Source organism: Mycoplasma mobile 163K, assembly GCF_000008365.1.
GTDB classification, from domain to species: domain Bacteria; phylum Bacillota_I; class Bacilli_A; order Mycoplasmatales; family Metamycoplasmataceae; genus Mycoplasma_J; species Mycoplasma_J mobile.
The window spans coordinates 327,515-350,929 of record NC_006908.1; the positions used below are offsets into that span (position 1 = coordinate 327,515).

At 25.1% G+C, this 23,415-nt stretch carries 14 protein-coding genes; 12 read left to right on the forward strand and 2 right to left on the reverse strand.

The window, feature by feature from the left end; genetic code table 4:
* Nucleotides 1–54 precede the first annotated feature (54 nt).
* The 5 genes from hisS to MMOB_RS01505 are packed head-to-tail and all read left to right on the forward strand — an operon-like array spanning nt 55 to nt 6,058.
* Nucleotides 55–1,341 (forward strand): histidine--tRNA ligase, encoded by a 1,287-nt coding sequence (gene hisS / locus MMOB_RS01485; protein WP_041362846.1) that lies wholly within the window; start codon nt 55–57, stop codon nt 1,339–1,341.
* Nucleotides 1,322–3,025 (forward strand): aspartate--tRNA ligase, encoded by a 1,704-nt coding sequence (gene aspS, locus MMOB_RS01490; protein WP_011264794.1) that lies wholly within the window; start codon nt 1,322–1,324, stop codon nt 3,023–3,025. Before hisS ends, aspS begins: the two co-directional genes overlap by 20 nt.
* Nucleotide 3,026: 1 nt before the next feature.
* A complete protein-coding gene (locus MMOB_RS01495) occupies nt 3,027–4,262 on the forward strand; it encodes a Y-family DNA polymerase (protein ID WP_011264795.1) in 1,236 nt (411 codons plus the stop codon).
* Nucleotides 4,263–4,298: 36 nt separating this feature from the next.
* Nucleotides 4,299–5,381, forward strand: coding sequence for a nicotinate-nucleotide adenylyltransferase (locus tag MMOB_RS01500; protein ID WP_011264796.1), 1,083 nt, complete (start codon nt 4,299–4,301; stop codon nt 5,379–5,381).
* Nucleotides 5,381–6,058, forward strand: a complete 678-nt coding sequence (locus MMOB_RS01505) for a 5'-methylthioadenosine/S-adenosylhomocysteine nucleosidase (protein ID WP_011264797.1) — start codon at nt 5,381–5,383, stop codon at nt 6,056–6,058. Before MMOB_RS01500 ends, MMOB_RS01505 begins: the two co-directional genes overlap by 1 nt.
* Here the strand turns inward: MMOB_RS01505 and MMOB_RS01510 are convergent.
* Nucleotides 6,029–6,910 (reverse strand): TraX family protein, encoded by an 882-nt coding sequence (locus MMOB_RS01510; RefSeq protein WP_011264798.1) that lies wholly within the window; start codon nt 6,908–6,910, stop codon nt 6,029–6,031. The genes MMOB_RS01505 and MMOB_RS01510 overlap by 30 nt on opposite strands.
* Nucleotides 6,911–6,980: 70 nt before the next feature.
* On the opposite strand from MMOB_RS01510, the gene tpx reads away from it, so the two are divergent.
* Nucleotides 6,981–7,478, forward strand: coding sequence for a thiol peroxidase (gene tpx / locus MMOB_RS01515; protein ID WP_011264799.1), 498 nt, complete (start codon nt 6,981–6,983; stop codon nt 7,476–7,478).
* A gap of 55 nt (nt 7,479–7,533) precedes the next feature.
* Here tpx and MMOB_RS01520 read toward each other — a convergent pair whose 3' ends face one another.
* Complete coding sequence (locus MMOB_RS01520; protein WP_011264800.1) at nt 7,534–9,207, reverse strand: DEAD/DEAH box helicase; 1,674 nt, start codon at nt 9,205–9,207, stop codon at nt 7,534–7,536.
* A gap of 355 nt (nt 9,208–9,562) precedes the next feature.
* On the opposite strand from MMOB_RS01520, the gene MMOB_RS01525 reads away from it, so the two are divergent.
* The 6 genes from MMOB_RS01525 to MMOB_RS01545 all read left to right on the forward strand — a co-directional run bounded on the left by MMOB_RS01525 (nt 9,563) and on the right by MMOB_RS01545 (nt 23,384).
* Entirely contained in the window at nt 9,563–13,129 is a 3,567-nt protein-coding gene (locus MMOB_RS01525) for a DNA-directed RNA polymerase subunit beta (RefSeq protein WP_011264801.1), read from the forward strand.
* A complete protein-coding gene (gene rpoC, locus MMOB_RS01530) occupies nt 13,122–17,396 on the forward strand; it encodes a DNA-directed RNA polymerase subunit beta' (protein ID WP_011264802.1) in 4,275 nt (1,424 codons plus the stop codon). Before MMOB_RS01525 ends, rpoC begins: the two co-directional genes overlap by 8 nt.
* 164 nt (nt 17,397–17,560) lie before the next feature.
* Complete coding sequence (locus MMOB_RS03665; RefSeq protein ID WP_225968660.1) at nt 17,561–17,725, forward strand: hypothetical protein; 165 nt, start codon at nt 17,561–17,563, stop codon at nt 17,723–17,725.
* Between the two features lie 32 nt (nt 17,726–17,757).
* The gene (locus MMOB_RS01535) at nt 17,758–20,625 is read left to right on the forward strand and encodes a type I restriction endonuclease subunit R (protein WP_240531996.1); all 2,868 of its coding nucleotides are present in this window, start codon (nt 17,758–17,760) and stop codon (nt 20,623–20,625) included.
* A 32-nt stretch (nt 20,626–20,657) separates the two neighbouring features.
* Complete coding sequence (locus MMOB_RS01540; protein ID WP_011264804.1) at nt 20,658–22,238, forward strand: type I restriction-modification system subunit M; 1,581 nt, start codon at nt 20,658–20,660, stop codon at nt 22,236–22,238.
* Between the two features lie 3 nt (nt 22,239–22,241).
* Nucleotides 22,242–23,384, forward strand: a complete 1,143-nt coding sequence (locus MMOB_RS01545; protein ID WP_011264805.1) for a restriction endonuclease subunit S — start codon at nt 22,242–22,244, stop codon at nt 23,382–23,384.
* Nucleotides 23,385–23,415: the final 31 nt, after the last annotated feature.

Genomic DNA, 23,415 nt, shown 5'->3' on the forward strand with positions numbered 1-23,415 from the left:
TTTATGATGTGGTATAATTTAACAATTAAGCAACTTAAAAATGTTAGGAATTTTATGATACAAAAGCCAAAAGGAACAAGTGATTTTTTTCTTGAAAAAGCAGATTTATTTCAATACATATTAGATACTTTTAGAAAAGAAGCTGAATTATTTAACTATAGTTACATTCAAACTCCAATTTTAGAATTTTATGACCTATTTTATCGTTCTGTTGGTGAAACAACAGATGTTGTTTCTAAGGAAATGTTTATTTTTAATGATAGAAGCGAAAGAAAAATGGCTTTAAGACCAGAAAAAACAGCTGGAGTAATTAGATCTTTAGTTGAAAATAAATTAATTTTTAATGCAGAGAATAAATTCTACTACTATGGATCTATGTTTAGATATGAAAGACCCCAAAAAGGAAGGTATAGAGAATTTACACAAATTGGTTGTGAATGAATAGAAGATAATAGCGATTTTTCAGATTTTGAAATTTTACTATTCGCTTCAAAATTTTTAGGCAATTTCAACTTTAATAAAGTTATTTTAAAAATAAATAATTTAGGAAATAAAGTTGAAAGAGAAAATTATTTGATTGAATTAAAAAAATATTTTTATAAATTTAAAGATAAATTTGATGAGATTTCTTTAAAAAGATTAGAAAAAAATCCTTTAAGAATTTTGGATGATAAAGAAATTAATCACCAAGATTTTATAAAAAATGCTCCAAAATTATTTGATTTTTTAAATTCTGAAACAGTTCAAAAATTTAATAATTTGCAAAATTATCTAAGAAAAAGCAACATTAGTTTTGAAATTGATTATTCTTTAGTTAGAGGATTTGATTATTACAATAATTTAGTTTTTGAGTTTGTCTATTATGACGAAGAATCTAGAAGTGAATTAACAATTTTAGGTGGTGGAAGATATTCGAATTTAATCGAAGAACTTGGCGGTCCAAAAAAAGATGCAATTGGTTTTGCAGCTGGTGTGGAAAGATTAATGATTTTATTAAAGGAAAAAGAGTGAGAAAAACCAATAAAAACTTCGATTTTTGTTTTTAACAAAGATCATGAAGATCTTTATAAAAATTTTGATTTTGTTTATAAATTGAGAAAAAGGGATTTAGTAGTGAAACAAAATGTATCTAATTTTAAATTGCAAAAAATTTATTCTAAAATTGTTAATGAAGGTATTAAATTTTTAATCTTTTTTGATGAAAAATTAAATCAGATAATTATCAAAAATTTAATAAATAAAAATTTTTTAGATCTTACAAATAAAAGTCAAGAAGAAAAAATTAATTTAGTAAAAAAATTTATAGAAAGCGAAAATAAAAATGAAAACAATTCTAAATAACACAATTACAATTAAACATGTTGATGAGAAAGTAACAGTTTATGGATTTGTAGAAAAAATTAGAAAATTAGGAGAAATAATATTTGTTGATTTAAGAGACGAAAGTGGAATATTACAAATTGTTTTTGAATCATCTAATATTGATTTCACTAAAGAAAGTATTTTAGAAATTATTGGAATAGTTTCTAAAAGAAAATCAATTAATACAAATTTACAAACAGGAGAAATTGAAATTAAAGTTAATTCTTACAAAGTATTATCTCTTGCTGAAGAATTACCTTTTGAAATTAATTCTTCAAATGAAACAAATGAAGAATTAAGATTAAAGTATCGTTTTTTAGATTTAAGAAGTAAAAAACTTCAAGAAAACATTAGACTAAGACACAAAGTCACTAGATCAATGCGTAATTTTTTAGATAGAAATAATTATATTAATATAGAAACACCAAATTTAGGAAGAATAACTCCCGAAGGAGCAAAAGATTTTATTGTACCTTCTAGAAAAAAAGGTTTCTTTTTTTCTTTACCTCAATCACCACAATTGTATAAACAATTATTGATGGCATCAGGTTTTGAAAAATATTATCAAATAGCAAGAGCTTTTAGGGATGAAAAATCTCGAAAAGATCGTCAACTTGAATTCACACAATTAGATATTGAAATGGCTTATGCCAAAGAAGAAATTGTAATTCATTTAATTGAAAATCTTTTTAAAGAAATTTTTACAGATTTAAATATAGATATTAAAATTCCTTTTCCTAAAATGAATTATGACGATGCTCTAAATCAATATGGAAGCGATAAACCTGATTTGAGATATGAATATAAATTACAAGATTTTTCACATTTAATTCCTAAATTTAATTCAAAAGTTTTTAAAAATGTAAAATCTTTAAAAATTATAATAATTCCTTACAACATTACAAAAAAGCAGTTTGAATTTTTAGAAGAAGAAGCTAAGCAAAATCATTCAAAAGGATTATTATATGCTAACTTCGAAAAAAATAAAGCTATTTCTGGAAATTTTTTTCAGTTTTTTAAATCTGAACTTGAAATTATTCAGGGTGAATTAAAACATAATTTTAAAGAGAAGTTTGCCATTTTAGCAATTGCGGATGATTTAGAAATTGTTAATCAAGCTTTAGGAAGTGTAAGGGTTAAATTAGATGAATTTTTTGATTTTGAAAAAAAAGATTTTGCTTTTACTTGAGTAATAAATTGACCTTTATATGAATTTGATAAAGAAGTAAATAAATTCCAAGCAGCTCATCATCCTTTTACAATGCCACAATTAGAATATTTAGATAATTTTGACAAAAAACCAATGGAAGCTAAATCAAGAGCTTATGATATTGTTTTAAATGGTTATGAAGTTGGCGGAGGTTCAATTAGAATTAATGATTTAGAAATTCAAAAAAGAATGTTTAGAACCTTAGGACTATCAGAAAAACAAATTGAAGAACAATTTGACTTTTTTCTAACAGCATTTAAATATGGATTTCCGCCTCATGGAGGAATTGCTTTAGGAATCGATAGATTACTTTCAATTTTGACTAATTCTACTTCTATTAGAGATGTAATAGCTTTTCCTAAAAATTCAAAAGGAATTGATCCATTTACTAAAGCTCCAAGTAAATTAGAAAATGAATTATTAAAAGAATACGGAATAATAATCAAAGAATAATATGAAAAAAGAAAAGACAATTTTTCATATTGATGCTGATTCATTTTTTGTCAATTCTATTATTACAATAAGACCCGAATTAAAAGGAAAAGAAGTCGCTGTAAGTTCGACTAAAAGTTCTTCGATTGTTTCATCTTTAAGTTATGAAGCAAAACAAAAAGGTGCAAAAGTACCTATGCAAATGCGTGAAGTAAGAAAATATTGCCCAAATATTATTACAGTCTTACCAAATTTCAAGCTTTTTTCGATTATTTCAAATAAAATTTTTGATTATTTAGCAAAAAATTTCACAAAAAAATTAGAAATAGCATCAATTGATGAATGTTATTTGGATGTAACAGATATTTTACATAACTACGAAAATAAATATAATCTTGCAAGAAAAATGCAAGAAGGTGTTTATAAATATACAAAAATTCCAATTTCAATAGGTATAAGTCATAACAAATTTTTAGCTAAAATGGCCTCTCCTCTAGCAAAACCTAATGGAATTGCACATCTAGATAAAAATAATTTTAAAGAAATTTTATTCCCTATGAAAATTTCTAAATTCTATGGAATAGGTAAATCTAGTATTGAAAAATTAAATTCAATTGATGTCAATTTCATAAAAGATTTATTAGATGAATCTAAAGAAGCATCTTTTAAAAGAATTTTCAAAAATAGATGAATTGATATTAAAAATAATTTAAATGGAAATGGTTCTATTGAATTAGATTTAGAACATAATGATGTAAAAGAAATGGGAAAAGAAAAAACTTTTTTTGAACAAAGTATCGATGATAGAAACATTATTTTAAAAGAATTAGAAAAACTAAGTGAAATTGTTTCACATAATGCAAAGCAAAGATTTAATGCAGGTTATGTAATAAAAGTTAAAATTAAATATTATAATTTAAGCGTTGTTAGTATGCAAGTTTCTTTACCTTTTGCAATTAATGATGCAGATGAGATTTTTAAAAATGCAATTTCTTTATTTGATAAACTTTGAGATGAAAAAGCCATAAAATTAATTGGCATAAAATTAGGAAAACTAGTTAATTTATTTGAAGAAAAAACTCAAATATCTTTATTTGAAGAAAAAATAATGAATAATTCTAAAATTGATAATCTTATAAATGATTTTAATACCAATTTTAATTCAAGACTAATTTATAAAGCAAGTAATTTTCCAAAAAAAGAATCAATTAAAAAAATCCAAACAAGATTTTTAGAAAGTGATATGCATAAAAAATAATTACTACTAAATAAAATAATAATGTAATATTTAAATATGAATAAAATTGGAATCTTCGGGGGAAGTTTTGACCCTATTCACATAGCCCATACTTTTGTTGCAGAAGAATCTATCAAAATTTTAAATCTTGATAAATTGTTTTTTGTTCCAACTTTTATTAATCCAGATAAAATTGGAAGAAAAAGTGCGAGCCCTGAAGATAGAATTAACATGATTAATCTAGTTAAACCTGAAAAAAGTGAAGTTTCTCTATTTGAAATAAATAGAAAAAATATTAGTTATTCCATTGATACTTTAAAATATTTTAAATCTAAATATCCAAATGATCAACTTTTTTTCATTATTGGCAGTGATAATATCAACAAAATAAATAAATGAGAAGGAATTGATTGAATTTATCAAAATGTACAAATAGTTGTTTTTAGAAGAGAAAAACTTATTAATAAAATTAACATAAAAAAATATAAGGCCATTTTATTAGATAATAAAATCTTAGATTATTCTTCTTCTAATTATAAAAAAGGAAATACATTTTTAGTTGATAAAAAAGTTCAATGTTACATCGGGAAAAATCTTTTATATGGCCAAGATATTGCTATTAATAATTTAGAAGCAAAAAGATACAAACACTCAGTTGCAACAGAAGTTATGGCAACAAAAATAGCAAAAAAACTAAATTTTGACTTAAAGGCAGCTGCCTTTAGTGGTTTGATGCATGATATTACAAAGAATTGAGACATTGAAGAACATTACAAATTTTTAGAAGAACAAAATTATCCAAATTTTAATAAAGTAGAAAAGCACAAATTACATCAAATAAGTGCTTCTATTTGATTAAAAAATATTTTTCTTGTTGAAAATGAGCAAATTATAAATTCAATTGGATGCCATACAACTTTAAAAAATGATTTATCCCTATTAGATAAAATTGTTTTTGTTGCAGACAAAATTTGTGAAGGAAGAAAATATGAAGGAATTCAAAAAGTAAGAAAACTTGCATTAGAAAATTTTGATGAAGCTTTTAAACTTGTTGTGAAACGAACATGAGATTTTAATCTTGAAAAAAATATTCCTTTATCTGAAGAACAAATAAATATTTATAGAAAGTGATCTCAATAATGATTTATGGTTTAGTTTATGCAGATAATAATGAATTTCATGAATTATATAATTGGGAATTAATTGAAACAAAAATAATTAATTCTTACACATTTAAAATTTTTAAAAAATTAGATACTCAAATTATTTTACTTGAAACTAAAATTGGTCTAATGAATGCATCTTTGGCATTAGTCACACTTTTGGAAAATTTTCAAATTAATTTCATCATAAATTACGGAGCAGTTGGTGCTCTTAAACAAAATTTCAAACTATATGAAGTTGTAATTCCTAGGAAAGTTTATTTTTTAGATGTAATTACACCTTGATATGAACCAGGTCAATTCCCTAATGAGAAAAGTCATTTTAACAACAATTTAAAAAATTGAAAAAATTGAAAAACAATCGATTTAGCTTCTTCAATGGGTTTTCAATTTGGAATTGATAAAGTAAAAGAGATTAAAAAAAATTTTCCAACTGTTTCAATTTTTGATATGGAATGTGCAGCACTTGTTTTTATTGCAAATAAATACAAAAAAGAAATTTTTATATTTAAGGGCATTAGTGATTTTATTAATGAAAATAATGTTTTAATTAAAGACATTAATGAAAACATTAAAAAAGCTTCACTTTTTGCTTTAAATGAAGCTTTAGAATACATTAATTTTTTAGACAATACTAATAATCATGCTAATTAGTGTTGGAATAAAAAAAGATAATGGATAAGCTAAATAAAAGCTATATTTGACGATTGAAGTTGATTTTTCCTTTTTGGCTTTGAAAAATAAAATAAAAGGAATCGCAAATAAAGCATAAATTTGAAATTTATTTGAAAAATCATAAATTCCTCTTTTTGAAATTGTAGATAAAATTGGAATTGAACTATTAGATAGACTTAGTCAAAGATAACTTACATTTACTCAAATAAGTGTAAGAGATATTAAAATAATTATTGCAAATAATTTTGAAATTAAAAAACTATATTTTGTTTTTAAATTTTTTGTAAATTCGAAACTAAAGAAAAATCCTATTATTAAATAAAAACCATATCAACCATAATCTACATCAATCGGAGAGGAAAATTCTGGTACATCATTTAAAATCAAAAATATACTTATTAAAATAAGATATGGAATAGATCATATTTTCTTATATTTGTAAATATAAATAAATCCAGCACCTGTTGATAAATTAAAAAAAATATTAACATATCCTTTACCAAGATTTGTATTTGAAATAAGAAGAAAAATTGTAATAGGGATTTGTAGAATAATGAAATAAATTAGTAATCTAAATAAATATTTTTTTCGATTACTTGTATAATTCATTCCAATTGCAATTAAAAATGCAAATAGAGGCATTGAAATTCTTCCTAGTATTCTTAAAATGTCATTTTGAGGAAAAACAATAAGCCCAAAATGGTCCACAAACATAAAAACAACAGCAATTATTTTTAAAGCAATTCCGCCTAAAAATTTAATAGAAATATTATTATCTATAAAATTTTTATTTCACATTCATTTTTTTGGATTTTGAATACATTTTTTCATAATATATATTTTAATCTAATATCCAAATTTTATAATATAATTAAATCATAATATATAAAAAGGAGTTATTATGAAAAGAACAGTAATGTTTTCAGACAAAGAATTTGAATTAGTTGGTCCACAATTAAAATTAGGAGACAAAGTTACATTCAAGGCAACTTCAAAAACATTGGAATCAGTAACAATTGATAAATTAGAAAAAATTACAGTACTTACTATTTTTCCCTCAATTAGTACTTCTATTTGTGATGTTCAAACAAGCGAAATGTCAAAAATTGCTAGCGAATTTACAAATTTTAATTTTGTTGCAATTTCATTAGATTTACCATTTACATTAAAAGAATGATGTGGTACTAAAAATGTAAAAAACATTGAAGTCTTAAGTGATTACAGAGAAAGAGAATTCGGAAAAAAATACGGATTTTTAATTGATGATTTATTTTTATTAAGTAGAGGAACTATTGTTTTAGATAAATCAAATAAAGTAATTTATATTGAGCAATTAAAACAAGTAAAAACTCAAATTGATTTTGAAAAATTGAGAAATTTCTTAAAAACAATTAAATAATTAAATAAAAAACAAAGAATTTAAATTCTTTGTTTTTTATTTATAAAATTATTAATTAATCAAGATTTTTTTTACGAAAAGTTGGTCTAGAACTTTTTTTCTCTTTGAAAGAAGGTTTGAATTGACCATCTGCATTAGTGCTAAAAGCTCTTGTTCTTTTAAATTCACCACTAGGTCTTTCAGGTCTAATTGGTTTTTCATTTTTTGAACTATCAAAATTTCTTTCAGAACTAAAAGATCTTTCTCTTCTAGATGAATCTGAACTTGATCTTTCGGATCTAATTGATTTTTCATTTTTTGAACTATCAAAATTTCTTTCAGAACTAAAAGATCTTTCTCTTCTAGGTGAATCTGAACTTGATCTTTCGGATCTAATTGGTTTTTCGTTTTTTGAACTATCAAAATTTCTTTCGGAATTAAAAGATCTTTCTCTTCTAAAATTACCTGATTTATTTTCTGGTCTACGTGATCTATCACTTGAACTAGAAAAACTTGACCTTGAATCTCTTCTATATGAACTTCTATCACTTCTTCTATCTGAAGATCTTTCAGATTTATTGTGAATATTTAAAGTAAAATCACTAATTTCAATTACATCTTCAATAATTTGGATTTGTTTTTTAGGGATTTCCATTTTAATTTCTTTTTCCACTTTTGCTAATAAGAAAAAATCTCTTTTAGAGAAAAATGAAATTGCTTTTCCAACTTTGGAAGCTCTTCCTGTTCTTCCTACTCTATGTGTATAAATTTCAGGATCTTCTGGAATATTTAAATTGAAAACATGAGAAATATCATCAATATCAATTCCTCTAGAAGCAACATCAGTCGCAACTAAAATTTGAATTTTTCCTTCTTTAAAACTTCTTAAAATTCTGCTTCTACTTGCTTGGGTTTTATCTCCATGCAATGAATCAATTTTTAATTTCATTTTGCTTAAAAGATTTTCAACATTATCAGCATCTCTTTTAGTTTTTACAAAAACAATTGCAGAATAAATTTTTTCTTCTTTTAGCATTTGTTGCAATAGTTCAACAGGTTTAGAACTTGTGTAAAAATATGCAAGGTGTTCAATATTTTGTAATGGTTTTGCAAAAGATTCAGTTTGAATAAGTTCGAATTTTCCCATAAAATCTTCTACAAGATTCATAATTGCTTTTGGCATTGTTGCTGAAAAAAGCATAACTTGCTTCTCTTCTTTTGTTCTTTTTAAAATCTCTTTAACATCATCAATAAATCCCATATCAACCATTAAATCAGCTTCATCAAGAACAACTGTATCAACTTGTGATAAGCTTAATTTTCCGCTTTTAATATAATCTAATAATCTTCCAGGAGTAGCAACAATAATATCTAATCCCCTTTTAAAAATACTAAAATGAGATTCTCTATTTCTCATCCCACCATAAATAGCTAGAGATGTAATAGGTAAATTTGATGAAAATAATTTAATGTTTTCATTAACCTGAACTGATAATTCTCTTGTTGGAACTAAAATCAAAGTAGTTAAACTAGATTTTGCATTGTTTTTTTTGTTTTTTAAAATTTTATTAATAATTGAAACACCAAATGCTGCTGTTTTTCCTGTTCCAGTTTGTGCACAACCTAAAATATTTTGGTTTTTGTTCGCTGTACTTATAACCAATTCTTGGATCTGCGTTGGCGCTTCAAATCCAATCTTTTTTAAATTATTGATGATCTTATCATCAATATCTAATTCTTGAAATTTCATTTTTCTCGTTTCTTTTAATATATTTATTATTGTCTATTTTATTTTTTAGTCTGCAAAACATATTCAATATTTTTTTACACTTAAATATATCACAACATATCATCATTAAAGTTATTATTAAAGCGATACATTTTTTTAACTATAACATAAACAAACTTAATTTTCCAAAAATCTCAATTATTATAAAATTTATCTATTCAAAAGTTGATAACACAAAATTTGAAAATATTTTACTTTTTTTAGAAAAATATTTTTTTAATGATAGAATAAAAGGACTAACCTATATATTGTCTTATAGATTAAAATATTTCTATAATTCAATATTTTTATATTTTAGCAAAATTCAGGAGTATCGATGATAAAACACAAATTAAGAAAATTCGGACCAGTTACAGAAAGAAGAGACTATTCACAAACAAATAGAACATGAGAAACATTTGATTTTTTAGAAACTCAAAAAAAATCTTTTAAATGATTTATTGATGAAGGAATCAATCAAGCTTTAAATGACATTTATCCAATCCATTCAAATAATGGAAAAGTTATAATTGAATATGTAAATAATTCAGCAAAACTTGAATACAAAACAGACAATGAATACAAAATTTTAGCAGAAGCAAGACAAAAAGGTACTACTTATAGTGGTATTTTAAAAGCAAAATTAACTAAAACTATTGTTGAAACAGGAGAAATTGAAACTGCAGAAGTTTTATATGGTGATGTTCCGATTATGACTTCAGGAGGAACTTTTTTAATTAATGGTAGTGAAAAAATTATTGTTTCACAATTAATTAGATCTCCAGGAGCTTATTTTGGTCTTAAAGTAAGAAATAAACAAGCTGATGATCTATTTAATAAATTAGAAATTATTCCTAAATTAGGTTCTTGAATTGAAATTTCTCACAGAGTTACAGGAAACACAACAGATACAGTTAAAGTAAAAATTGACAAACATAAAGCTGTTTCTCTAGTAACTTTTTTAAGAGCAATGGGAATGAAAAAAGAAACTATTCAAAATTTATTTGGTAGTCATAGTACTTTAGAAGGTGAAAACCCTATTTTAAAAGAGACTTTAAATAAAGAAAAATTCAAAACAGAAGATGATGCTTTGGAATATTTATATAGTGTAATTTGAAGAGGGAACAACAGAATTACTGCTGAATCAAAATCAAATTTATTATCAAATATTTTATTTAATCCAAGAAGATATAATCTATCCAAAACAGGTAGATATATGCTTAATAGAAAATTAAGTTTAGTAGATAGAATTATTGGAACTTATTTAGCAGAAGATTTATTTTCTGCTAAAGGAACAAAAAATGCAAAACTAGTTTTTGCCAAAGGAACTTTAATTACTAGAGAAATCGCTGAAAAAATTCAAGATAGTTTTAAAAATAATATTTTTAATTTAATTCCAATTCCAGATGTGAGTTCAGATATTTATGCTGCACAATTAGAAACAAACCCAAAATTAGCTGAAAGAATTAGAGTTATTTCATTAAATATTTATCCAAATAAAACATGAATGGAGCAAAATACAAATCCGATTATTGTTATTGCTAATGATCCTAATTCTACAGAATTACATTTACTTGCAAGTGATCTTGTTGCAATTGTTTCATATTACTTTAATTTAGTTGATCGTGTTGGTCAAGATGATGACCCTGATTCTTTAATTAATAAAAGAATTGTTGGAGTCGGTGAATTGTTAGAAAATCAATTTAAAATAGGACTTTCAAAATTAGAAAAAAATGCAAAAGAAAGAATGTCTGCTAAAGAAATTGAAAAAATTACTCCTAAAAACATTACAAATTCAAAACCTGTTTATAATCAATTCAAAACTTTTTTTAACTCTTCTAAACTTTCACAATTTATGGATCAAGTCAATCCTTTAGCTGAAATTAGCAATAAAAGAAGAGTAACTTCACTTGGACCAGGTGGACTTAATCGTGAAACCGCTCAATTTGAAGTACGGGATGTTCATTCAACTCACTATGGAAGAATTTGTCCAATTGAAACACCAGAAGGACCAAATATTGGACTAATTTTAAACTTTGCAACTTATGCAAAAGTTAATGATTTTGGATTTATTCAATCTCCATACTTTAAAGTAAATGATGGAATCATTGATTATGAAAAACCTATTTTTCTAACTGCTGCAGAAGAAATTGATAAGAAATTTGCTCAATCAACTGTAAGTGTTGATAAAGATGGAAAAATTACAACTCAAAATATTACTGTAAGACAGAATCATGATTATTTAATTGTTTCACCAAGTGAAGTTGATTATATTGATATCAGTAGTAAACAAATGACTTCAATTGCAGCAGCAGCAATTCCTTTCTTGGAAAATAATGATGCCAATAGAGCACTTATGGGTTCAAACATGCAAAGACAAGCAATTCCTCTTCTTGAAGCTGAAGCTCCTTTAGTTGCAACTGGAATTGAAGCAGATATTGCTAAATTTTCAGTTTCCAATTTAATTGTAAAAGAAGAAGGTGAAGTTTCTTATGTTGATGGAACTAAAATTAAAGTTAAATCAAAAAACGACAAATCTAAAACTTATTACTTAAAAAACTTCGAACATTCAAATCAAGGAACTCTATTATCGCAAAAGCCAATTGTAAAACTTGGAGATAAAGTCGAAATAGGAGATTTATTAACAGATGCTTCTTCATTTAAAGATGGAGAAATGGCTCTAGGTAAAAATGTTATGATTGCTTTTTCAACTTGAAATGGTTATAACTATGAAGATGCGATTGTTATTAGTGAAAGATTAGTAAAAGATGATGTCTTTACTTCTGTTCATATTGAAGATCAAACAATTCAATTTAGAACTTCAAAAGCTGGTAGTGATAAATTAACTAGAGAAATTCCAAATGTATCTAATTTTTCAAAAAGAAATTTAGATGAAGAAGGAATTGTTAAAGTTGGTTCTGAAGTTGTTGCTGGAGATATTTTAGTAGGACGTGTTTCGCCAAAAGGTGAAGAAAATCCAAGTCCTGAAGAAAAATTACTTGCTGCTATTTTCCAAAAAAAACCTTCAACAGATAAAGACACTTCTTTAAAAGTAAAACACGGACATGCTGGAACTGTTTTAGATGTTCAAGTTCTTTCAAGAGCTTCAGGTGATGTACTTGAAGATAGTGTTGAAAAAATTGTTAAAGTTTCAATTGCTCAAAAAAGAAAAATCAAAGTTGGAGATAAAATGGCAGGACGTCATGGAAATAAAGGGGTTATTTCTATTGTTGCTCCTGTTGAAGACATGCCACATCTAGAAGATGGAACTGTTATTGATATTATTTTAAATCCTCAAGGTGTTCCTTCAAGAATGAACATTGGTCAAGTTTTAGAATTACACTTAGGTATGGCCGCTAAAACTTTATCAACTAAATTTGTTTCTCCAGGTTTTGATGGATTAAAATTTGGAACGATTCAAGAAATTTTAAAAGAAGCAAAATTGCCTGAAAATGGTAAATTTACTTTAATAGATCCAATGACAGGTGAAAAATTTGATAATAAAGTAAGTGTTGGAATTATGTATATGTTAAAACTTTCACATATGGTTGATGACAAGATGCACGCAAGAAGCATAGGACCATATTCTTTGATTACTCAACAACCTCTTGGAGGAAAATCTCAAAATGGTGGGCAAAGATTTGGAGAGATGGAAACTTGAGCTTTAGAAGCTCATGGAGCTTCAAATATCTTACAAGAAATCTTGACTTATAAATCAGATAATATTGAAGGTAGAAAAGGATTATATAATTCTTTAGCAACTGGAAATAAAATTCCTGCTCCTGGAACTCCTGAATCATTCAATGTTCTTTCATATGAATTAAGAGGATTAAGTATTAAATTAGAATCTCAAGCTCATTTTAAAAATGCACAAATAGTAAAAGAGGTAATGGATAATGAATAAAATCTTAAAAGGTGATAACCAAAATTGAGCTGAATATGAAATTGATTCAATTTCTTTAGCTCTTGCAACAGATGAAGATGTTTTAAACTGATCTAATGGTGAAGTTACAAAACCTGAAACTGTCAATTATAAAACTTATAAACCTGAAAAACACGGTTTATTTGATGAACTAATTTTTGGACCAACAACTGATTATAAGTGTCCAATTTGTGGTAAAAAATATAAAATTTCTAATGAAGGTTCTACTTGTGGTAACACAGAAGAGTGTAAACGCGAAAAACCTGAAATTTTACCAAAAATTTCGCGTCGTAGTAGAATGGGTCACATTAGATTACATGCTCCAATTGTGCACTTTTGATTTTTTAAAGTTGATAATTCAATTATTTCTAAATTATTAGGTTTAAAATCAGAAAATTCAAATAAATATTATTCTAAAAAAGAAATTGAAGCTCTTATTTACTATACAAGTCATATTGTTGTTGAAAGTGGGGGACTTAATTCTTTACCAAAACACACTGTAATTTATAGTGATAATGCTGCAATTATTTATCGTGATGCTTTAGAAGAAATTAGATCTAAATATGATCGTAGTATTCCTGAACAAAATGAAATTATTGAAGAAATTTCAGAAGCTTTAGTAAATTTAGCTGAATTAAAAAATGCTAATTCTTCTAAAAAAGAAAATTCTAAGCAAGAAAAAGATTATGGAATTGATTTTTATGAATACAATGAAATTATTGAAGAATATAGTGGAGCTAAAATTAAAACAGGTTCTGAAGCAGTTGAATATTTATTAAAAAACTTTGATTTAACAGCAGAGCAAGAAGTTATTAAAGATAAAATTAAAGCTCTGAACGAAGCGATTGAAAAAGAATCGAAAACTTCACAATCAAAAGTCGAAGAAAGAAAAAAACTTTATAAAAGATTATCTATCATTAATGCTTTTATTAATAGTAATCAAAAACCAGAAAGTATGTTAATTAGAAACTTACCAGTTATCCCTGCTGATTTAAGACCTTTAATTCAACTTGATGGTGGTAGACATTCGACTAGTGATATCAATGAATTATATCGTCGTATTATCATTAGAAATAATCGCCTGAAAAAATGACAAGAATCTAATGCTCCTCAAATTATTATTCAAAATGAATTAAGAATGATTCAAGAATCTGTTGATGCTTTAATTGACAACCAAAGAAGATCACCTTCTCCTGTTGTTTCTAAAGAAAATCGCCCTTTAAAATCAATTAGTGATGCACTAACTGGTAAAAAAGGTCGTTTTAGACAAAACTTACTAGGAAAAAGAGTTGATTATTCAGGACGTAGTGTTATAGTTGTTGGTCCAGATTTAAAAATGCATCAGGCAGGAATTCCAAGACAAATGGCTGCTAAATTATTTGAACCTTGAATTATCAAAGAATTAATTGAAAAAGAAATTGCTCCAACAATTAAATCTGCTAAGAAATTAATTGAAGATCAAAATCCTATTATTTGACCACATGTTGCTAGAGTTATTGTTGATAAACCAGTTTTACTAAATCGTGCTCCAACATTACACCGTCTATCAATTCAAGCTTTTGAACCTGTTTTAATTAGAGGTAAAGCAATTAAATTGCATCCATTAGTAACAACTGCTTTTAACGCAGATTTTGATGGGGACCAAATGGCTGTTCATGTTCCTATTAGTGATGAATCAGTTCGTGAAGCTAAAGAATTATTAATGGCTAATCGTAACATTTTAGGACCTAAAGATGGTGAACCAATTATCAATCCTTCTCAAGATATTATTTTAGGTCTATATTATTTAACTAGAGAAGTAAAAGGTGCAAAAGGTGAGGCAAAATATTACATGTCTTATGATGACATGTATGCAGCATATAGTTCAAAAAAAATTGATTTACATGCTCGTGTAGCGATTCCATATCGTACAGTAAAAGCATTTAAAGTAAATCAAAATGTTGAATACATTATTTCTACTGTAGGTAAATTTATTTTTAATCGTGCTTTTCCAGATAATTTCCCTTTTATTTTTGATAATAAATTTGATAATTATCGTAATAATGAAGAAAATAAATATTTAGTTCCTAAAGGTACTAAATTAGATGAATATATTAAAAATTTACCAGTTAATAATCCTTTTAATAAAAAAGAAATTGCAAAGTTTGTAAGAATTGTTTTTGATGAGTTTTCAGGAGCAATGCCAATTTCAAAAATTGCTAGTGTTGTGAAAAAAGTTAATAGTGGAAATTACCATGATACAGTTATGATGTACGCGGATTTATTTAAAGATAAACAAAATAAAAAATCAGTAAGACATGCACAAATTCTTGCAAATTATACAAAGCAAGAATTTGAAAAAATTAATAAAAAACTTACTTTACAAAATGAAGGTGTTGAAAGAGTTTGGGATTCAAAACATCGCTCAGAATTATTGGAAAAAATTTGATTTGCTTACAACAATATTGTAGCTTCAGTTTTGGACAAAATTAAAGTTTTAGGATTCAAATTTTCAATGCAATCAGGTTCAACATTTTCAATTAATGATATTAAAACTTCTTTAGACAAAGAAAAATATGTTAAAGAAGGTGAAGAATACATTAATAATTTAAATAAAATGTATGAAAATGGATTCATTACTGATGATGAAAAATATACTTTGGCAATTAGTGAATGAGCTAAAATTAAAGAAAAAATCACAAATTCATTGAAAAAAATTATTGAAGATAATAAGGAAAATTCTATTTTCATGATGATGCAATCAGGTGCTAGAGGAAATATTTCTAACTATGTTCAACTAGCCGGTATGAGAGGGTTGATGGCCAATAATGTTAAAACTTTAAAAGCCGATGCTCAAAATGAAAGAGTTGTACGTTCAACTGTTGAAGTACCTGTTAAGTCTTCGTTTTTAGATGGATTAACAGCTTATGAATTTTACTCTTCAACTCATGGTGCTAGAAAAGGACTAACTGATGTTGCTTTAAATACAGCTCGTTCAGGTTATTTGACTAGACGTTTAGTTGATGTTGCTCAAAATATTGTTGTGAGTGAAGATGATTGCGGAAGTGATTTTGGACTTAAAGTTAAAGATATTACTGACACAAGAACTGCAACAATTATTGTTCCTTTAATCGAAAGAATTGAAGGAAGATACTTAAATTCAGCTCTTTATTCAAATGAAGGACAATTACTTGCAAATAAAAATACTTTAGTAACAGAAGAATTTGCAGATCAAATTGTTAATAAATACAACATAAAAGAAGTTGAAATTCGTTCAATTTTAGGTTGTCATACAAGAAATGGTGTATGTAAATTATGTTATGGTAAAGACTTAGCTTCAAATGCTCCTGTTAATATTGGTGAAGCAGTAGGAATTATTGCTGCTCAATCAATTGGTGAACCAGGAACTCAATTAACAATGCGTACTTTCCATACAGGAGGAGTTGCTGGAGTTGAAGATATTACAGGTGGATTTGGTAGATTAATTGAATTAATTGATGCCTTCGAAAAACCTTGAGGTCTTTTAGCTCAAATTTCTAAATGATATGGAGTTGTAAGTGAAATTAAAGAATCAAAAACTGCATCTAATAAATTAATTGTTTCAATTAAAGAAGATTTTAAAAACACTTTAAGAACTGAAGAGGTTTCTAAAGATAGAAAATTAAGAGTTAAAGTCGGGGATAGAGTTAAACCAGGTTCAAAAATTACTGAGGGTCCAATTGTATTGAAAGAATTATTAAAATATACAGATGCAAGAACAGTTCAAAAGTATTTATTAAAAGAAATTCAAAGACTATATCGTATGCAAGGTATTTCAATTAGTGATAAATATATTGAAATTATTATTAGACAAATGCTTTCTAAAGTTGATATTGTTGAGCCAGGAGATTCAAATTTCTTTGCAGGTTCAATTGTAGACATTTTTGAATATCAAGAAGAAAATGGTCGTTTATTATCTGAAGGTAAAAAACCAGCTTATGGAAAAGTTATCATTAAAGGTGCTAAACAATCACCTCTTTTATCAGATTCATTCCTAGCTGCTGCTTCATTCCAAGAAACAGCTAAAATCTTAGTACATTCAGCAATTTCAAGAAAAGTTGATGAATTATCTGGATTGAAAGAAAATATTATTTTAGGACATAAAATTCCTTCAGGAACTTCTTCTAAATACGAAGTTGATTCTAAATATGATATTAGAGATCCAAAATCATTTTTTGAAGATGAATCAAAATATGAGTATCTAAAATTTGAAGATAAATGAATCGCCTAAATTAATCAAAAAAACATAGTTATAACAACTATGTTTTTTTATTATTCATATTTTAAATAAAGACAAATGGTTTTTAAAAATTCAAAGCAAATAAATTAACATATTTTTAAGAAAATATATAAAATATCAATGTTAAGAATATTTAATAAAAGTCGAAGGAAAAAATGGGTCATTTAAAAATAATAGCATCTTCAGAAAAAAGTACGGTAGTTGCAGAATATATTCCAGAAGAAAAAAAACAAACATCTTATCAATCCGAAATGGAATTAGAAAAAGAATTTATCAAAGATTTAATGAATCAAGGATATGAATATAATATAAAAAGTTAAAAAATGAAAATGATTTAATTCAGAATTTACGTTTGCAAATTGAAAAATTAAATAATTCTAAAGATTCAAAAGAAAATTGAAAATTCTCTGATGAAGAATGAAATCGCTTTTGTAAAGAATATTTGATCAAAGAATCAGAAACTTTAAAAGAAAGATCAAAAAAATTTCAAGAAAATGAAAGATATAGTTTTAAATTTGATAATCATTCAACAAAAAATATAAAAATTTTTGATAGAGAAAATATACATAACAATCATTTGCAAGTTATTAATCAATATAGTGAAGATGAAGGAATTCATCATGCTCGCTATGATGTTACTATTTTAATAAATGGATTACCTATAATTCATATTGAATTAAAGCGTAGAGGAATTAAACTAAAAGAAGCTTTTAATCAAATAAAAAGATATCAAAGGGATAATTTTTGAGCTTCAAAAGGTATTTTTAATTATGTTCAAATTTTTGTAATTTCTAATGGAGAAAGTTCAAAATATTACTCAAACACTGCAAGATCATTTGTTTTACAAGATAAAGGTGATAAAAATTCAAGAAGTAGTTTTGAATTTACGTCTCATTGAGCAGATTCAAAAAATAAACCAATTTCTGATTTATCTGATTTTACAAAAACTTTTTTTGCAAAACATACTATTTTGAATATACTTGCTAAATATTGCGTTTTCACAACAGAAAATGAATTACTTGTAATGAGGCCATATCAAATTTTTGCTGTAGAACAAATTATTTCTAAAATTAATAATACTCATTTAAAACTTGGTAATACAGAATCTGGCGGTTATATTTGACATACAACAGGTAGCGGTAAAACACTAACTTCTTTTAAAACAGCACAAATTGCTTCAAAATTAGTTGATATAGATAAAGTATTATTTATTGTAGATAGAAAAGATTTGGACTATCAAACAATGAGAGAATATGATAAATTTAAGAAAAATTCAGCAGATAGTAATACAAATACCAAAATTTTAAAAGAACAATTAGAAAGTAGTGATTCTAAAATTATAATTACTACTATTCAAAAATTAAGTAGATTTGTAGCAATGAATAAAAATCATGAAATTTTCAAAAAACGAATTGTATTCATTTTCGATGAATGTCATCGCTCTCAATTCGGAAATATGCATAATCAAATAACCAATTCTTTTAAAAATTACAATCTTTTTGGTTTTACAGGCACACCTATTTTTTCAATTAATGCTAAAAGTGGGCACACAGCAATTTCAAAAACAACAGAAGAATCTTTTGGAGATAAATTGCATACATATACAATTGTAGATGCAATTTCTGATAATAATGTTCTAAAATTTAAAATAGATTATTTTAATACATTTAAAATGAGTGAAAAAATTGAAGATAAAAACATTCTATCTATTGATATAGAAAAAGTTGTAAATGCACCTGAAAGAATAACTTCAATAACAAAATATATTTTGGAACATTTTGATCAAAAAACAAAGCGATTTGACAATTATTATTTTGAAAATAAGAATTTAAAAGAAAAAAAATTGCAAGGATTTAATTCAATTTTTGCAGTACAATCAATAAAATCTGCAAAACTATTTTATGCTGAATTCAAAAAACAAATGACTAAAATAGATCATCCAAAAAAATTAAATATAGCAACTATTTTTAGTTTTAATCCAAATGAAGAAATTTTAGACGAAGAAGATTTTGAAACAAATAATTTAGACAAATCTTCCAGAGATTTTTTAGATGAAGTTATAAAAGATTATAATCAAACTTTCAAACAAAATTTTGACACCTCTTCAGAAAAATTTCAAAACTATTACAAAGATATTTCTTTAAAAATGAAGAATCGCGAAATAGATTTATTAATTGTTGTAAATATGTTTTTAACTGGTTTTGATTCTCAAACTTTAAATACTTTATGAGTAGATAAGAATTTAAAACATCATGGATTAATTCAAGCCTTTTCAAGAACAAATAGAATTTTAAATTCAATAAAAACTTTTGGAAATATTGTTTGTTTTAGAGATTTATCTAAAGAAACTGATGAAGCTCTTTCTTTATATGGAAATAGTGAAATAAAAAATATTGTTTTATTAAAAGATTATGACTCTTATTATGATGGCTATTTTGAAAATGAAATTTATTATAAAGGTTACAAGGAATTAATTGAAGAATTAAAAAGCAATTTTCCTGTAAATGAAAAAATTTTAGGAGAGGAAAATCAAAAAAAATTTATAAAATTATATAATTCTATTGCAATAGTAAAAAATATTTTAGATTCTTATGATCAGTTTGATGAAACTCAAAAAATTTTATCTGAAAGAGATTTCCAAAATTATCAAGGTAAATACCATGATGTTCATGAAAATCTAGTAAAAAATAAAAATCAAGACAAAGAATTTATTAATGAAGATATTGTTTTTGAAATGGAACTAGTTAAACAATCAGAAATAAATGTTGATTACATTTTAAAAGAAGTAGTAAAGCAACTTATTTTTAGCTCTCAAAATAAAAAAGCTTTATTACCTCAAATTGAAACTCAAATTCAATCAAGTACTCAATTACGAAGCAAAAAAGATTTGATTATAAATTTTATTAATGAATACAACATGAATATAAGTATTAAAGATGAAAATAAAATGCAAAATGACATTGAGGATAATTGAAAAGAATATTTTGAAAAAGAAAAGCAAAAAGAATTGGACAAATTAATTGAAGAAGAAAATTTAATTAGAGAAAAAGTTACAAAATTTTTCAACAATTCTTTTCGTGATGGTGAATTAAATACTGAAGGGACAGAAATAAATAGTTTCATGCCGCATGTTTCCAGATTTGAGAATAGAGCTGTTAGAAAACAAGGACTTATTTCAAAACTTAAAGAATTTTTTGAAAAATTTTTTAGTGCATTTTAAAATAAAATAATGAAAAAACGAAAAGGGAAACAATGAATAAAAATAATGAAATTGAAAAAAACACGTTAAATAAAACAATTTGAAAAAATGTAAGTGAATTGAAAAAAAGTATTTGAAATGCTGATGAATGAGATTTTAAGGAATACGTTTTTGGAATAATATTCTATCGATACATTTCAGAAAATTTAGCTGATTATATTAATCAAGATGAATGGAAAGCAAATAAAAATACAAATTTTCGTTATGAAAATATTGAGGATAATTATATTTTATCTAGAAAAGAAGAAATTAAAGAACTTATTAAGGATAAAGGTTTTTTTATAAAACCAAGTCATTTGTTTATAAATATTCTAAAAAAATCTCTAAATGATAAAGATCTTAATGTCACATTAGGAGAAGTATTTGAAGAAATAGAATCATCTACAAATGGAACAACAAGCGAAAAAAGTTTTAAAGGATTATTTGCTGATATTAATCTTAACAATTCTAAATTAGGTTCTACAGTAAATGAGCGTAATGAAAATTTAGCAAAATTAATTAAAGTTATTGGTGAAATGGAATTGGGAAATTTTCAAGATAATTCAATTGAATCTTTTGGAGATGTTTATGAATATCTTATGAGCATGTATGCTTCTAATGCAGGTAAAAGTGGCGGAGAATATTATACACCACAAGAAGTTAGTGAATTATTAGCAAAAATTACTTTAGTTGGTAAAAAAGAAATTAATAAAGTTTATGATCCAGCTTGTGGTTCAGGTTCTTTATTATTAAATTTTGCCAAAATTTTAGGAAAAGAAAAAGTAAGGAATGGTTTTTTTGGTCAAGAAACTAATCAAACAACTTATAATCTTTGTCGTATTAATATGTTTTTACATGATATTAATTACAATAAATTTAATATAAGTCAAGGAGATACTTTAACAAATCCACTTCATAATAAATTTGAGCCATTTGAAGCTATTGTTTCAAATCCGCCATATTCAATTAAATGAGCAGGTAAAAGTAATCCTTTACTAATAAATGATCCAAGATTTTCTCCGGCCGGAGTTTTAGCTCCTGAATCTAAAGCTGATTTAGCGTTTATTATGCACTCGCTTTCATATCTTGCAGTTAATGGAACGGCAGCAATTGTTACTTTTCCAGGGGTTATGTATCGTGGAGGAGCTGAGCAAAAAATTAGAAAATACCTTGTTGACAATAATTTTATTGATGCCATAATTCAATTGCCTGAAAACTTATTTTTTGGAACAAGTATAGCAACTTGTATTTTAGTATTGAAAAAAAATAAATTAGTAAATGATATTCTTTTTATCGATGCTTCAAAGGAGTTTCAAAAAATAACAAATAGCAATAAATTGTCAAAAGAAAATATTAGTAAAATTTTAAATACATATGAAAAAAGAATTGATTTAGAGCATTTCACAAATAAAGTTTCAAACAATAAAATTTCTGAAGAAAATTACAACTTATCAGTTTCCACTTATATAGGTCAAAAATCTGAAAAAGAAATAATTGATATTAATCTTCTTAATGAAGAAATAAAAACAATTGTAACTAAAGGAAAAGTTTTGAGAGAAGAAATAGATAAAATTATTAAGGAAATTGAAAATTAATTAATGAAAAAAATATATAAATCACAAAATGAACCTTTATCAAAAAAAATAGAAGTTATAAAAACAGATAAAATATTTGAAATAAATAAGGGTAGAAGCAAGATATCAAAAAAAGATATAAGTGATAATCATGGAATTTATCCTGTATATTCATCAAAAACTACTAATAATGGAATACTTGGATGAATTAATAGATATGATTACAATGATGAATTAATTACTTTAACATCAGAAGGATATGCAGGAACTGCTTTTTATCATATTAATGAAAAATTTAATGTAACAGGAGATTCTTTTGTTTTGAAGGTAAAAAATAAAGATATAACGAATACAAAATTTATGTTCTATTTTTTACAAAAAGAAGCAAAAAATCCTTCAAATTTAAATTTACTTAATAATTTTAGTGGAACACTTACAAAGTCAAATTTATCTAAAATAGAAATTCCTTTACCTCCTATTCAATATCAAGATGAAATTGTTAGAATTTTAAATAATTTTTCAGAAATTTTATTAGACCTTAAAAAAGAGTTTGAATTAAGAAAAAAACAATATGAATATTATCGAAATAAATTATTTTTATTTAGTGAGCAAACAGAATATGTTTCAATAGATAAAATATTTGAAATAAATAAGGGTAAAAGCAAGATATCAAAAAAAGATATAAGTGATAATCCTGGAATTTATCCTGTATATTCATCAAAAACTACTAATAATGGAATACTTGGATGAATTAATAGATATGAAGATCAATATGAAGATGAATTAATTACAATAACAGTAGGTGGTTATGCAGGAACTGTTTTTTATCATGATAATAAAAAAATAAATGTTACAGAAGGTAGTTGAATATTAAAAGCATTTGATAAAAATAATGTAAATATAAAGTTTGTATTTTATGCTTTAGAAATAATTGCAAAAAAATATGTAACCAAAAGCTCAACAATGCTCGAATTAAAAAAATCTTCGATAGAAAAAATAAAAATTCCTTTACCGTCAATTGAAATTCAAAACAAAATTGTGAAAAATCTTAATTTTTTCGAAATTTTAATTAAAGATTTTAAAGAAGGATTACCATCTGAAATAAATTTAAGAAAAAAACAATATGAATATTATCGTGATAAATTACTAAAATTTGATCTAAATTAATTTATGTAAATTGAAACAATAGAAATAGAAA